We start from the raw sequence: 13,872 nt of genomic DNA on the forward strand, positions 1-13,872 counted from the left end.
GGCGCGGGCGAGCGCAGCGGGAACGCCTGCCGCGGCCCCGCGTTTCCGCCGGGCCGTCACGCGGTTCGTCACCCGGTCCGTCACCCGGGCGGGGGCACGCGTCTCGCCGGATTCGTCCGGCCGTCACCGTCCGTGACGGCCGGGACGCGCGCCGCCCCGCCGGGCCCGGATCGGTCCGGCGACGGCTGTCCACCGGTAAGTCCTCCCCGTGCCGGCGGTCCGGCGGTCTCCATCCGGGGGCGCGAAGTGTGAAGCTGTAAGGAGAGTCAACCGACCGGCGTGAAAGGCGGTGGGGGCCATGGTGTCTCCCCTGGTGGTCGCTGTCGACGGATCCCCGTCCAGCCTCGAAGCGGTGGACTGGGCGGCGGACGCGGCGGCCAGGCACGGTGTGCCGCTGCGCGTGGTCCACGGTGTGGTGCAGGCCAACCGCCCGGAGCCCCGGGAGGACGAGGCCCTTCCCTTCGCCCCGTCCCGTACCCGCGAAGAGGCGGTGGAGGAGGGCGACGAGGTCGTCGGGGCGGCGACCGAACGAGTGAGGCGGCGCGCGCCCGGCGTGGAGGTGACCGGCGAGGTGTTGCCCGGGGAGGCGGTGACCGCCCTGCTCGGCGAGAGCGCGGGGGCGTTCGCCCTCGTCCTCGGGCACCGCGGGCGCGGTGCGCTCACCGGGCTGCTGCTCGGCTCGGTCGGCCTCGAGGTGGCGGGCCGCGCCGAGTGTCCCGTGGTCATCATCCGGGGGGAGAAGCCGAACATCGCCGGTGAGTTCGGCCGGGTCGTCCTCGGCGTGCGCGAGACGGACGACGCGCCCGCGGCGGCGGAGTTCGCGTTCCGGGAGGCCGAGGCGCGGAACTGCGAACTGCACGCCGTCCACGCGTGGCACCTCCAGTCCGGCCAGGACGAGGCGATGAAGGACGGCATTCCCTGCGGCCCGATGATGTTCGCGGCGGAGGAACACCTGGAAGAGACGCTCAAGGGGCCCGCTGCCCGCCACCCCGGCGTGAAGGTGATCAGCCAGGAGGCGTACTGCGGCTCCGCGCGGGACGGTCTCCTGCGCGCCGCGGCCTCCGCCGACCTCCTCGTCGTCGGCTCGCGCCGCCTCCAGCGCGCCTTCGGCCTCCAACTGGGCCCGGTCAGCCACGGCGCGCTGCACCACGCCGCCTGCCCGGTCGTGATCGTCCCCCAGCCGTCCTGACGCCGGCCCGGCCCGGGCCACGGCCAAGCCCGGGCACGGTCGATCGATGTAGCGGCCATTTGTTCTCCTGATCTTCACTCAGGTACGGCGGACGGCCCGCCCGGCCGCTCCTAGGGTTTGCGGCGCCCCAACACCCTTGCGGGGTACGCCACTTTCCCTAGGAGAGCCATGAGCGCATCCAAGGCCCGCAGCAGCAGACGACTTTCCCTCACCGCGCTGGCCGGGGCCGCGGGCCTCGCCGCCGCCGCGCTCGGCCTCTGGGCCACGACCGGATCCACCGCCCAGGCGGCGGCGCTCCCCGCCCCCGACCACGTCGTGGTCGTCGTCATGGAGAACCACGCCTACAGCCAGGTCATCGGCAGCTCCACCGCGCCGTACCTCAACAACACGCTGAAGGCCGGCGGCGCCACCCTGACCCAGTCCTTCGGGCTCACCCACCCGAGCGAGCCGAACTACTACATGCTCTTCTCCGGCTCCAACCAGGGCCGTACCGACGACGGTTGCGTCAAGGTCGGCTCCCTCTCCGCCCCCAACCTCGCCTCCGAGCTGATCGGGGCCGGCAAGACGTGGGCGAGCTACAACGAGTCGCTGCCCAGCCAGGGTTCGACCACGTGCAGCAGCGGCGACTACGCGCAGAAGCACAACCCGTGGTTCGGCTTCTCCAACGTGCCCACCAGCACGGCGAAGACGATGACGCAGTTCCCCACCGACTACACCACCCTTCCGAAGGTCTCCTTCGTGGTGCCGAACCTGTGCAGCGACATGCACGACTGCTCGGTCGCCACCGGCGACACCTGGATCAAGAACAAGCTGGGCGCCTACGCCACGTGGGCCAAGACCCACAACAGCATGCTCGTCGTCACCTTCGACGAGGACAACAAGCTGTCGGGCAACCGCATCCCGACCCTCTTCTACGGACAGCATGTCGCCCCCGGCAGCTCCGTGGCCACCACCTACAACCACTACAACGTGCTGCGCACGCTGGAGGACCTGGCGGGACTGACCGCGCACGCGGGCAACGCCGCCTCGGCCTCCGCCGTCTCGGGTATCTGGAACTGACCGCCCGTGTACCTCGCGGACTCCCGCGGCAGCAAGGCCCCCGCCGCCCCGGACAACGGACTCCGTCCGGGGCGGCGGGTGGCCGCCGTGCCCGGCACCGTGCTGGCCCTCGGCGCGGTCAGCCTCATCACCGACATCTCCTCCGAGATGGTCACCGCCGTCCTCCCGCTCTACGTGGTCGCCGCCCTCGGGCTCTCCCCGCTCGGCTTCGGCCTGCTCGACGGCATCAACAACGGGGTCGGCGCCCTGGTCCGGCTGGCCGGCGGGCACCTCGCCGACCGCGGCGGACGACAGCACAAGGCGGTCGCCGGGATCGGCTACGGCCTGTCCGCGCTCTGCAAGCCCCTGCTCCTGCTCGCCCACACCCTGCCCGTGATCAGCGCCGTCCTCGCGCTGGACCGCACCGGCAAAGGGCTGCGGACGGCACCCCGGGACGCGATGATCTCCCTGTCGACCCCGCCCGAGCGACTCGGCAGGGCCTTCGGGGTGCACCGCGCCATGGACACCACCGGCGCGCTGCTCGGCCCGCTCGTGGCCTTCGCCGTGCTCCGGTTCACCGTCGACGGGTACGACGCGGTCTTCGCCGTCAGCGGGTGCGTCGCGGCCCTGGGCGTTCTGGTGCTGGTCCTCTTCGTACCCCGGCAGGTCGCCTCGCGGCGGCACGCGCCCGACGCCCCGGGGCCGCACACCTCACCACCGGACCCGGCCGGATCCGGCTCCCCGGAGCCCCGCGCCACACTCCGCGACTCGGTCGCCCTGCTGCGCCGCCCGGCGCTCCGGCGGCTCACCGTGTGCGCCGTGCTCCTCGGCCTCACCACCGTCAGCGACTCCTTCCTCTACCTGCTGCTCCAGCGCGAACTGCGCCTGCCCGTCCACCTTTTCCCGCTCCTGCCGCTCGGCACGGCCGCCGCCTTCCTGCTGCTCGCCGTGCCGATGGGGGCGGTCGCCGACCGCGTCGGCCGGCGCGGGCTCTTCCTCGCGGGACACGGATTCCTGCTGCTGGCCTACGGGTTGGTGCTCCTCGCGTCCCGGAACGCCGGCACGTCCGTGGTGGTGGCCGTCCTGATCCTGCACGGCGCCTTCTACGCGGCCACCGACGGCGTGCTGGCGGCGGCCACCGCCCGGGTGGTCCCGCCGCAACACCTGGGCGCCGGGCAGGCGTTGGTGGGTACGGGGCAGGCGCTGGCCCGGTTCGTCTGCTCGCTCGGCTTCGGCGCGGCCTGGACCCTGTGGGGCGGCCGGACCGCCCTCGCGGTCACCGCCGCCGCCCTCGTCGCCGCCGCCGTCGCGGCCTCCTTCGTCCTCCGTACCGCCGATGAGGTGCCCGTATGACCCGCACCAGCCGCCTGATGATCCTGCTCGTCGCCGTCCTGCTGCTCGGCGCGGCCGGCACGGGAGCCGTGCTGCACGCGGCGAACCGGTCCGGCGAGCGGAACCAGGAACAGGCGGGCGGCGCGCCCGTCAGGACCGGTACGGTCTCGCTCCGGCCGGACGGCGGGCGCCGCCTCCTCGTCCGCAACCTCGCGTGGGGGCCGCACCGCGACGAGATCGCGTCCGTCCCCGCCGGCCGGCCGGACGGGCCGCGCACGGTCTCCGGCGTGAAGTGCCTGCGCTTCCACGCCGCCGCCGGGACCGGCATCTGCCTCCAGGCCCGCCACGGGGCGCTGGAGGACACCTACCGGGCCGTGGTGCTCGACGCGGACCTGCGCGAGGTACGGCACTACCCGGTCGCGGGCATCCCCACCCGGGCCAGGGTCTCGCCCTCGGGGCACCTCGTCGCCTGGACGGTCTTCGTCAGCGGCGACTCGTACGCGGGCACCGCCTTCTCCACCCGCACCTCCCTCGCCGACGCCCGCACGGGCGCGATCGACGACAACCTGGAGACGTTCTCCGTCGTCAAGGACGGCCGGCCGTACCACGCCTCCGACATCAACATCTGGGGTGTCACCTTCGCCGACGACTCCCGCTTCTACGCGACGCTGGCCACCGCCGGGCAGACGTACCTCGTCCAAGGGGACCCGGCCGCACGGACGTTGACCACCCTGCACCGCAACGTCGAGTGTCCGTCGCTCTCGCCCGACGGCAGCCGGATCGCGTACAAGAAGCGGGTCCCGGGAGCGCCGGCGGACGCGCCGTGGCGGCTGTACGTGCTCGACCTCCACGACATGACCGAGACCGCGACCGCCGAGCGGCGCGACGTCGACGACCAGGCGTTGTGGGCGGACGGCTCCACGCTCGTCTACGCGCTGCCGGGCGACTACGGCTCCGACCTGTGGACCGTACCCGCCAACGGGACCGGGGCGCCCCGGCGCCTGATGCGCTCCGCCGTCGCCCCCGCCTACCTGGGCTGACGGCGGGCTCCGGTCACCGGCGTCGGCCACCGGGATCGGCCACCGGCGCCCGAACCCGCCCGGCGACGACTGCCCGGACCCGCCCGGCTACGACAGACCGTGCCGGCTGTCGCCGAGCACCCGCTCGCACACCGCGCGCTCCATCGCGGGGGAGAAGGGATCGCGGCGGGCGGCGACGGCCCGCCGGGTGTCCTGGGCCGTCAGGTCGGCGTTGATCGCCGCTCCCGCGCGCCTGCCCGCGTCGGCGGCGCCCAGGACCTGGTCGGTGAGCGACGTGATGTTCCCGGCCGCCCACACCCCGGCGACGGCCGTCGCGCCGACGGCGTCGGCCTCGACACGGCTGCCGATCACATGGCCGCCCACCTCCTGGGCGACGGGCTCCAGGCCGAGGCCGCCGAGGGCGCCGACCCGGGCGGTGAAGCGCGGCGCGACCACCAGGGCCTGACACGCGACCTCCGGGCCGGCCGCCAGCCGGACGGCGGTGAGCCGGTCCTCCGCGACCACCAGCCCGGCCATCGTGCCGTCCACCACGGAGACGTCCCGGGCCGCGAGCTGTTCGTACGCCTCGTCGTCCGGCTCCGGCCCCGTGTGCAGGAAGAGCGTGACGTCGTCGCTCCACTGCCGCCACATCAGGGCCTGGTGGGCGGCGAGGGGGCCGGTGCCGAGGATCCCGACGGCCTGGTCCCGTACCTCCCAGCCGTGGCAGTACGGGCAGTGCAGCACGTCCCGCCCCCACCGCTCCGACAGGCCCGGGACGTCGGGCAGTTCGTCGACCAGGCCGGTGGCGAGCAGCAGCCGCCGGGCCGACACGGCCGTCCCGTCGCCGAGGACGAGACGGAAGTCACCGGCCGCCCGCCGTTCGGCGGCCACCACCGTGCCGGTCACCAACTCGCCGCCGTACCCGGCTACTTCGGCGCGGCCCGTCGCCAGGAGATCCCCCGGCGGGGTGCCCTCGCGGCCCAGGTAGTTGTGGACGCCCGACGCCGGGGCGTTACGAGGATGTCCGGCGTCGACCACCAGGACCGAGCGCCGGGCCCTGGCCAGGGTCAGGGCGCCGCTCAGGCCCGCGGCCCCGCCGCCGACCACCACCACGTCGTGACGCCGCTCGACCCCGGGGGCGGGGTCCGGTGTCCGTGGATTCCGTGCTGTCATGTCGCGCACCTCCGTTCAACGGCGATACTTCACCCCGGGTGGCCGGTTCGACAAACATCTTTGCGGGAACGGCAAACGTGGCGTGGTGCCCTCTCCACCGGCGCCCCTCCTGCGGCGAGGCGCCCCTCCTATGCTGGCCCGATGAGACTCGACGGGATCGGCCTGCGCCACGGACGGCGCGGCCCCTGGCTCCTGCGCGATGTGCAACTGGAGCTGCTGCCCGGCCAGTTGATCCGGGCTCAGGGACGCAACGGCTGCGGGAAGTCGACCCTCCTGCGGGTGGTCGCCGGGGCGGCCCGCCCCGGCCGGGGCCAGGTGCTCGGACGCCCGGCGCGCACCGCGTACGTACCGGAGCGCTTCCCGCCCGCCCTGCCGTTCCCCGCGCTGGAGTACCTGCGGCTCATGGGCCGGGTGCACGGCCTGCCGGCGGCGGAGGCCGAGCGGCGCGGCACCCGGCTGCTCTCCCGCCTCGGCGCCGAGGGGCACGCGGACCGGCCGCTGGCCCGGCTCTCCAAGGGCACGTGCCAGAAGGTCGCGGTGGCGCAGGCCCTCCTCGCCGACCCGGCGCTGCTGGTGCTCGACGAGGCGTGGACGGGCCTGGACACCGACGCGCGGACGGCCCTGGACGAGGAGGTGGAGGAGCGCGCCGACCGGGGGACCACCGTGGTCTTCGTCGATCACGACCCGTCCCGGCTCGGCCTCCGTACCGACCTGCGCTGGGCCCTCGGCGACGGCACGGTGGCCGTGACGTCCCAGGAAGCCGCCACGCCGGTGCGGATCGACTGCACCGGTGTCGCGGACGGGCCCGAGGCCCTGTCCGCCCTGCCGGGTGTCCGGGCCGTCACCGTCCTCGCCGACGCGACCGTACGACTGGAGACCGACGAAGCCCACTCGGACGCGCTGCTGCGCGCGCTGCTCGCCCTGCCGGGCACCCACGTCCGCCGCGTGAGCGGGGGACTGCGTTGAGAGCACTGCTCCGCTACTACGGCGTCCTGCTGCTGCGCTCACAGCGCTGGCTCCCGCCCGTCGTGGCCTACGCCGGGCTGGTGGCGATCTCGACGGACGGCGTGTCGCGGCTCGGCAGCCAGCTGGGCTGGAACGCCGCCGCGCTGGTGCCCGTCCTCGCCTGGCTCACCCGCTCCCTGCTGACCGGCGAGCCGCCCGCGGCCCGCGCCTGCCTCGCCGCCGCGACGGGCACCCGCCGCCCCCAGTACGCCGCGCTCGCCGTCCCCCTGGCCGCCGGCCTGCTGCTGATGGCGCTCGCGGCGGCGGTCGCGCTGCTGACCTGCCCGGTTCCCGCGGACGTCCCGTTGGCGAGTGTGCTCGGCGGGGGACTGGCCACCGGTGTGGTCTGCTGCCTGGCGGGCAGCGCGCTGGGCGCGCTCTGCGCCCCGCCGCTGCTGCGCACGACGGCGGGCGGGGCGGCGGGGCTGGTCCTGGGGTCCGTCCTGCTGCTGGTGTTCTCCGCCTCGCCGGTCAACGCCGCCGTCCGCGACGCGGTCTCCTCCGGCCCGGCCGGTGCGCCGTTCCCGGCGCTGCCGTTGCCGGCCGCGCTCGCCCTGGCCGCCGCGTGCTGGTGGGCCTCCGCCCGGGCGGCCGGGCGCGTGGGCGGAGGCACCGGACCGGAGTCCGGCTGAGGCGGGCCCCAGGGGCCGGACCGGCAGTGCGACGACAAGCCCTAGGCGACCGTCACGTCCTTGCCGAAGGCCACGTAGCCGGTGAAGTCCCTTCCCACCCGGTCGACCGCGGAGGCCGGCGGCTGCGGGTACGACCAGGCCGCGTCCGGGTGGTCGTTCCCCGGGATCCGCGCGTCGAAGTACTGCGCCTTTCCCTTCCACGGGCAGGTGTAGGGGGTGTCGCTCTCGGACAGGGCCTGAGGGGTGATCGCCTCCGGGGGGAAGTACCAGTTCCCCTCGATGGAGACCACGTCGGCGTCGTTCGCGTCCGCGAGGACCGTTCCGTCGAGTACCGCCTGCATGAGTCGTTCCTTTCAGAAACCACGTGCCAGTTCCGGGGTGGGGCACGCCGTGTACGGTGCCCCGCCCCCTCCAGGGAGAAGCGCACGTCGGCGTTGTCCAACCCACCCGGGGAAGCGGGTCGGCCATTCGCATTATTCCCGCGCGGCACCGGCACCGCATCGGAAGGCGGCCCTGGCCGGGCCGCCCCGGGAGCGGCGGGATAGCGTGCCGGAATGGGAGATCACTCAGCTGAACCGGCCCCTGGGCTCTGGGAGTACGCGCTCGCCGCGGCGGACGAGCTGGTGCTGTGGCACCTCGGCACCGCAGCCGCCCGGCAGGACCGGGTCGAGGAGGTCCAGGCGCACCATGCCCCCGTGGTCGTGCTGCTCGCGGCGGCCCTCCACGACCGGGCCCTCGCCGCGGACCTGGCCGGCACCGACCTCGACCGGGTGGAGCTGGCGGCCGCGTACCAGGTGCTCGAAGCGCACGCCGTCCCCGCCGTCGAGGCGGCGCCGGCCGCCCCGGGACTCGGGGGCGAGCAGCGCGCGCAGTTGCTGGCCGAGCGCGAGACCCCGGCGTTCGAGGTCGTCCGTACGGCCGCCCTGCGGGTCCTCGCCGGGCACCTCGCGGACGGCGGCCCCCTGCTCGCCGACCGCGCGGGCGCGCTCGCTGCGGAGGGACGGGCCCGCAGGCTGAGGCAACTGGAACACCGGGGCCCGACCGGCGGAATCTGACCGGCAGGATCTGACCGGCGGGATCTGACCGGCGGGATCCGACCGGCAGGATCCGACCGGCGGGATCTGACCGCCACCCGTACGCCCGCCGGGACAACGCCCCGGCCCGAGCCCTCCGGTTCCGTCAGGACGGGCTCGGCGACCCCGCGCCCACCAGGCGCCGTGCCGCCGTCAGCGCCCCGTCCGTGCACACCGCGCCGGCGATCCGCCGCGCGCGAGCCGCCACCTCCGGCCGGAGGGCGTGGTCGAGAGCCGCGGTCAGGGAGTCGGCGGTCGGGTCGGCGGGCGGGTGCGCGCTGCCGATCCCTAGCGCGTCGACGCGCCGGGCCCAGTAGTGCTGGTCGTACACCTGTGGGACGACCACCTGCGGCGCTCCGGCCCGGGCGGCCGCGGTGGTGGTGCCCGCGCCGCCGTGGTGGACGACCGCCGCGACCCGTCCGAAGAGCGCCTGTTGGTTGACGTCCCCGAGGGACAGGCAGTCCGGCCGGTCGTCCGGCGGCAACAGCCCGGCCCACCCGCGCGACACGATCACGCGCCGTCCGAGCGCGCGCGCCGCCCGGACCATCGCCCCACTGACGTCGTGGGGGGCACGGATGCTGCCGAAGCCGAAGTACACGGGCGGCTCGCCGGCGTCGAGGAACGCCTCCAACTCCGGGGAGAGGGGCCGCTCGTCGGGCAGGATCCAGGCACCCGTCGGGATCACGTCCAGCTCCGCCGGTTCCGGCCAGGGCGCCAGCGCGGGATCGGCGGCCAGCCAGGGCGAGTCGGTGAAGATGTGGTCCCGTACGTCGGCGACGGGCGCCAGTCCGGCGGCCGCCCGGTGGGCGTCGAGGGCCGGGCCGATGGTGCTGTTCCAGCGCCGGGCGTCCTCCGCCCAGAGGGTACGGGGATCGGCCGCGCCCGGCACCGGAGCCGGCCCCCGCAGGGACATCGGCGGGGGCGCGTGGTGCGGGGAGGGCAGGGTGACGGGGCAGTAACTGGCGTAGACGTAGGCGATTCCCAGCTGTTCCGCCACCGAGCGGGAGGCGAACTGCAGGGCCCCGCCCGCCACCACCGCGTCGCAGCCCCGGGCCGCCGCCGTCACGGCGGCGAACTGCGCGGCGACGCTCGCGTCCGCCAGCCGCCGCAGCTCCTCGGGCGTGGGCGGCGTCCGCGCGGCCGGTGAGGCGGTCGCCGACGCGCGCGCGGTCGGGCGCAGTTCGGGCCCGACGGACGTGAACGGGATGCCGAGCGTGCCGGCCCACTCCCGGAAGTCGGGCGGCGCGCACAGCCGTACCTCCGCGCCGAGGACCCGCAGCTGCGACGCCAGCGCCATCAGGGGCTGGACCTCGCCCCGCGACCCGATGGTCGACAGCAGTACACGCATGAGAGATCTCCCCCGTCACGGCCCCGGTCACCCCGTCCCGGCGCTCACCGGCCCGAATTGTGGACCAGCACCGGGCCCTTGCCGCAAGTACCCCCTGCTGCTGGACAATGAAGTGGCGCCGGGAGACGCCACCGCGCCCGGCCGGGAGACTCACGGCCGCACCGGCGGCGGGTGGACCGCCGCCCCGTGTCACACCGTCAGCGACTCGCCCGGGGCCAGGATCGTCAGCGGCTTCCCCGTCAGGCCGCCCTCGCCGAGGATCGCCGCGGTGGACTGCTGCCCCAGCTCGCTGAGCAGCAGCTCGTGGATCTGGACAACCCGCTCCGGCTTCACGGCGCGTACGTAGTCGGCGGCCTCGCTCAGCTTGGTCCACGGCCCGCTGGTCGGCAGCAGCAGCGTCTCGACCGCCACGTCCGGCACGTGGTACGAGTCGCCGGGGTGGAAGACCGTGCCGTCGACCAGGAAGCCGACGTTGTCCGCGCGCGGGATGTCCGGGTGGATGACGGCGTGCCGCTCCCCGTCGACCGCGACGGAGAAGCCCCCGACGGTGAACGTGTCCCCGCTGGCCACGGCCCTGACCCGGCCGCCGTGCTCCCCGAGCTGCTCGGCCACGGCGGCGGGGGCGAACACCAGCAGGTCCGGCCGGGCGTCGAGGGCGGCCGTGAGCAGCTCGGCGTCGAAGTGGTCGGCGTGGTCGTGCGTCACGAGGACCCCCGCCGCGCCCGCCACCGCCTCCTTGGCCTCGGGCGTGTACTTCCCCGGGTCGAGGACGAGGGTCACGCCGTCCTTCTCCAGGGCGACGCAGGCGTGGGCGTACTTGGTCAGCTTCATGGTGGCTCCTCACGGACAGCGGAGAACTGTACAACTCGAATGTACAACTTGGCTGTATAGGTCAACGATTCCGGGGTGGTCGTCCCCCCCACGCTTCCGATCCTGGCCGTCTCCCGTCAGGACCGCTCGTCGTGCGCCGAGAGCTTGTCCAGGAGCCCGGGCAGCGCCTCCAGCTGCCGGCGCTCGTCCGCGTCGAGCGTGTGCGCGATGGCGCCGGCCATCCAGTCGCGCCGGGCCCGGCGGTCGGCCTCGACGGCCTCCCGTCCGGCGTCCGTCAGGGCGACCACGACGGCCCTGCCGTCCGCCGGGTCGGGGCGGCGGCGCACGTACCCGAGATCCTGGAGCTCCAGGACGGTGCGGCTCGCGCTCTGGTGCCGTACGCCCCGCCGCTGGGCCAGGGCGGCGATGGTGGCGTCGCCCTCCCGGCTGAGCAGGCCGAGCGTGGACGTGTGGGGTCCGCTCAGCGTGTCGGTGTGCGCACGGGTGACCCGTACGAAACGACCGACGGACTCCCGCAGCCGGTCGGCCAGGATCTCCTCGTTCTTCATCCGGCAAGAATACAGCCAAGCTGTATATGTGCGCCCCCTCCGTGGTCGCTCCACCACGGGGCGGTACGACCGGAGGCTCAGCCCGCCGTGACCCGCGCCGCGAACGCGTCCAGGTTCCCCGTCATGCGCGCGAGCCGCTCGTCCAGGCTCAGGGACTCCTCGTACCGTCCCGTCCGCAGCCTCGGCTGCCGCTTGCCCCGCACGTACAGCGGGCAGGCCAGGTCGGCGCAGATGTACGTGCCGACGGTGTTCCCCTGGCGGCCCTGCGCACCCGCCAAGGGAGCGACGAGCAGGGCGACGCCGGAGGAGGCGTGCCCCGTCAGGCAGATCTGGCAGAGGCTGGACTTCACCGCGCTGGTGCGGTTCACGGACGGGACGCGCAGGGAGATCCCCAGCGGCCCCCGGGCCCCGGGCAGCACGAAATGGGCCCGCAGCGGCGCCCCCGGATCCACCCACCCGAGGAAGTCCAGGTCCTCCCAGGGCAGTTCGGCGAAGTCGAGCGGCAACCGCAACCGGGCCGCCTCACCCTTGGTGCTGTTCACGAAGGACGAGCGGATCTGATTCTCACTGAGCGCTTCCACGGACGCCGACCCTATGCGCCCCTCCGCGCCACCCGCACCGCATTATTCGACCCCGGCAGAGGGCCGCCCGGCCCCAGCAGCCGGCTCAGTCGGTTACCCGGCTGCGGTTCTGGTAGGCCAGGGCCAGGTACTCCGGGTGGCGGGTCATCCATGAGGAGATGAACGGGCACGTCGCCAGGACCGGGAGGGCGCGGGTCCGGGCGTCGTCCAGGGCGGCCCTGGCCAGGGCGCCGCCGATGCCCTGGCCCTCGTACCGCGGGTCCACCTCGGTGTGCGGGTAGACCACCAGGTTTCCCGTCCGGATGTAGTCCGCGAAGCCGGCGAGCCGGCCCTCGACGCGGGCCTCGAAGCGGTGGAGCTCCTCGGCGTCCTTCACAGTCACGAACTCGGTCTCCGGCACGCTGCCTCCGTAGATTGGTGTGGCTCCGGCGGGAGGCCGCGCGCCGGGCGGCGCCCGGCTCCCGTCCCATCATCCCGCCCCGGCGGCCCCGTTTGCGGAGGGTCCCGGCCGGGCGCACGCTGAAAGTGCGTGGACGGTCCGGGCGAGATCCGAGTCGCACGAACGGGGAGGTCGCCAGATGGCAGGTTCCGTGGACCCCGACCGCTCGGAATGGGACGTCATCGTCCTGGGAGGCGCCGCCGCGGGCGAGAACGCGGCCCAGTACGCGACCCAGTTCTCGGGCCTCGACGCCGTGCTCGTCGAGGCGGAGCTGCTCGGCGGCGAGTGCTCGTACTGGGCCTGCATGCCCAGCAAGGCACTCCTGCGCCCCGGCGACGTCCTGGACAGCGCCCGCCACGTCCCCGGCGTCGCCCCGCTGGTGGCGGGCGGCACCCTCGACGTCCCCGCCGTGCTCGCCCACCGGGACACCGTCGTCAACCACCTCGACGACACCTCCCAGATCCGCTGGGCCCTGGACACGGACATCGACGTGGTGCGCGGGTACGGGCGGCTCGCGGGCGAGCGCGTGGTGCGGGTCACCGGGCCCGACGGCGGCATCCGTACGCTGACGGCCCGTCACGCCGTCGTGATCGACACCGGATCCTCCAGCGCCGTACCGCCCATCCGCGGCCTCGCCGAGGCCCGCCCGTGGACCTCACGGGACGTCACCAACCTCCACGAGGTGCCGCGCCGGGTCGTCATCCTCGGCGGCGGCGTCGTCGCCTGCGAGTCGGCGACGTGGCTCCGGTCGCTGGGAGTCGCCGAACTGAGCCTCGTCCTCCGTGAGGAAGGCCTCCTCCCGCGCTCCGAACCCTTCGCCGGACGCCTGGTCGGCGACGCGCTGACCGCCGCGGGCGTACGGCTGCTGCCGGGCCGCACCATCACCGAGGTGCGCCGGGCGGACCCCGCCGACACCGGGACGGGAATCCCGCACGGCGGCGAGGTCACCTGCGTGCTGGACGACGGTACGACCCTGGCCGCCGACGAGATCGTGGTCGCCGCCGGGCGTACGCCGAACACCGGCGACATCGGCCTGTCGTCGGTGGGCCGCCCGGACGGCGGCTACCTGGCCGTCGACAACCAGCAGTGCGTGTGCGCCGTACCGGGCCGGTGGCTCTACGCCGTAGGCGACGTCTGCGGCCGGGCCCTGCTGACGCACATGGGCAAGTACCAGGCGCGCGTGGCCGGCGAGGTCATCGCCGCGCGCGCCGCGGGGCAGCACCCGGACGACGGGGAGGACAGTCCGCTGAACGCCGCCGCGGGCCACCGGGGCGCCCCGCAGGTCACGTTCACCGATCCGCAGGTCGGTTCGGCCGGCCTGACCGAGCGGGAGGCACGCGCGGCGGGCATCGACGTCGAGACCGTCACGTACGACATGGCCGGCCTCGCCGGTACGTACGTGATGCGCGACGACTACACCGGCCGCGCGCTGCTGGTCCTCGACCGGGCCACCGACACGGTGGTGGGGGCGACCTTCGTCGGGCCCGACATCGCGGACCTCGTCCACGCGGCGACCACGGCCGTCGTCGCGCGGATCCCGGTCCCCGTCCTGTGGCACGTCGTGCCCAGCTACCCCACACCGTCCGAGGTCTGGCTGCGCCTGCTGGAGACCCTGCGGGCGCAGCGGACACAGGCACGAACCGCCTGACGCGCCGCCACGTCCC

15 protein-coding genes are annotated in these 13,872 nt (G+C 74.7%); 8 read left to right on the forward strand and 7 right to left on the reverse strand.

Going from position 1 to position 13,872, the window contains the following annotated elements; translation table 11 throughout:
- The first annotated feature begins 298 nt into the window (after positions 1 to 298).
- From HA039_RS30955 to HA039_RS30970, 4 genes are all read left to right on the forward strand, one after another.
- Positions 299 to 1,189: a universal stress protein gene (locus tag HA039_RS30955; RefSeq protein WP_167034938.1), complete on the forward strand. Its 891-nt coding sequence runs from the start codon at positions 299 to 301 to the stop codon at positions 1,187 to 1,189.
- Positions 1,190 to 1,357: 168 nt separating this feature from the next.
- On the forward strand, positions 1,358 to 2,248 hold the full coding sequence (locus tag HA039_RS30960; RefSeq protein WP_167034940.1) for an alkaline phosphatase family protein: 891 nt from the start codon (positions 1,358 to 1,360) through the stop codon (positions 2,246 to 2,248).
- A gap of 6 nt (positions 2,249 to 2,254) precedes the next feature.
- Complete coding sequence (locus tag HA039_RS30965; protein ID WP_167034942.1) at positions 2,255 to 3,580, forward strand: MFS transporter; 1,326 nt, start codon at positions 2,255 to 2,257, stop codon at positions 3,578 to 3,580.
- The gene (locus HA039_RS30970) at positions 3,577 to 4,599 is read left to right on the forward strand and encodes a TolB family protein (protein ID WP_167034944.1); all 1,023 of its coding nucleotides are present in this window, start codon (positions 3,577 to 3,579) and stop codon (positions 4,597 to 4,599) included. The genes HA039_RS30965 and HA039_RS30970 overlap by 4 nt, the downstream gene beginning before the upstream one ends.
- An 87-nt stretch (positions 4,600 to 4,686) precedes the next feature.
- Here the strand turns inward: HA039_RS30970 and HA039_RS30975 are convergent, their stop codons facing one another.
- On the reverse strand, positions 4,687 to 5,751 hold the full coding sequence (locus tag HA039_RS30975; protein WP_167034946.1) for an NAD(P)/FAD-dependent oxidoreductase: 1,065 nt from the start codon (positions 5,749 to 5,751) through the stop codon (positions 4,687 to 4,689).
- A gap of 141 nt (positions 5,752 to 5,892) precedes the next feature.
- Here HA039_RS30975 and HA039_RS30980 point away from each other — a divergent pair, with 141 nt between their 5' ends.
- Together HA039_RS30980 and HA039_RS30985 are read left to right on the forward strand one after the other, a co-directional pair.
- Complete coding sequence (locus HA039_RS30980) at positions 5,893 to 6,717, forward strand: ABC transporter ATP-binding protein (RefSeq protein ID WP_167034948.1); 825 nt, start codon at positions 5,893 to 5,895, stop codon at positions 6,715 to 6,717.
- Positions 6,714 to 7,388, forward strand: coding sequence for a hypothetical protein (locus HA039_RS30985; RefSeq protein ID WP_167034950.1), 675 nt, complete (start codon positions 6,714 to 6,716; stop codon positions 7,386 to 7,388). Before HA039_RS30980 ends, HA039_RS30985 begins: the two co-directional genes overlap by 4 nt.
- Before the next feature lie 41 nt (positions 7,389 to 7,429).
- On the opposite strand, the gene HA039_RS30990 is transcribed toward HA039_RS30985, so the two are convergent.
- Complete coding sequence (locus HA039_RS30990; protein WP_167034952.1) at positions 7,430 to 7,729, reverse strand: DUF427 domain-containing protein; 300 nt, start codon at positions 7,727 to 7,729, stop codon at positions 7,430 to 7,432.
- A gap of 213 nt (positions 7,730 to 7,942) precedes the next feature.
- On the opposite strand from HA039_RS30990, the gene HA039_RS30995 reads away from it, so the two are divergent.
- The gene (locus HA039_RS30995; RefSeq protein WP_167034954.1) at positions 7,943 to 8,443 is read left to right on the forward strand and encodes a hypothetical protein; all 501 of its coding nucleotides are present in this window, start codon (positions 7,943 to 7,945) and stop codon (positions 8,441 to 8,443) included.
- Positions 8,444 to 8,567: 124 nt separating this feature from the next.
- Here the strand turns inward: HA039_RS30995 and HA039_RS31000 are convergent, their stop codons facing one another.
- The 5 genes from HA039_RS31000 to HA039_RS31020 form a co-directional block, all read right to left on the reverse strand.
- Entirely contained in the window at positions 8,568 to 9,809 is a 1,242-nt protein-coding gene (locus tag HA039_RS31000; RefSeq protein ID WP_167034956.1) for a glycosyltransferase, read from the reverse strand.
- A gap of 189 nt (positions 9,810 to 9,998) precedes the next feature.
- Positions 9,999 to 10,640: an MBL fold metallo-hydrolase gene (locus HA039_RS31005; protein ID WP_167034958.1), complete on the reverse strand. Its 642-nt coding sequence runs from the start codon at positions 10,638 to 10,640 to the stop codon at positions 9,999 to 10,001.
- 116 nt (positions 10,641 to 10,756) lie between these two features.
- Complete coding sequence (locus tag HA039_RS31010) at positions 10,757 to 11,188, reverse strand: MarR family winged helix-turn-helix transcriptional regulator (RefSeq protein WP_167034960.1); 432 nt, start codon at positions 11,186 to 11,188, stop codon at positions 10,757 to 10,759.
- A 77-nt stretch (positions 11,189 to 11,265) separates the two neighbouring features.
- Positions 11,266 to 11,769 carry an FBP domain-containing protein gene (locus tag HA039_RS31015; RefSeq protein ID WP_167034962.1) on the reverse strand — a complete coding sequence of 168 codons (504 nt, stop codon included), beginning with the start codon at positions 11,767 to 11,769 and terminating at the stop codon, positions 11,266 to 11,268.
- Positions 11,770 to 11,854: 85 nt separating this feature from the next.
- The gene (locus HA039_RS31020) at positions 11,855 to 12,169 is read right to left on the reverse strand and encodes a GNAT family N-acetyltransferase (RefSeq protein ID WP_243869856.1); all 315 of its coding nucleotides are present in this window, start codon (positions 12,167 to 12,169) and stop codon (positions 11,855 to 11,857) included.
- Positions 12,170 to 12,347: 178 nt separating this feature from the next.
- On the opposite strand from HA039_RS31020, the gene HA039_RS31025 reads away from it, so the two are divergent.
- On the forward strand, positions 12,348 to 13,856 hold the full coding sequence (locus HA039_RS31025) for a dihydrolipoyl dehydrogenase family protein (protein ID WP_167034964.1): 1,509 nt from the start codon (positions 12,348 to 12,350) through the stop codon (positions 13,854 to 13,856).
- Positions 13,857 to 13,872: the final 16 nt, after the last annotated feature.

Source organism: Streptomyces liangshanensis (assembly GCF_011694815.1).
GTDB lineage: Bacteria > Actinomycetota > Actinomycetes > Streptomycetales > Streptomycetaceae > Streptomyces > Streptomyces liangshanensis.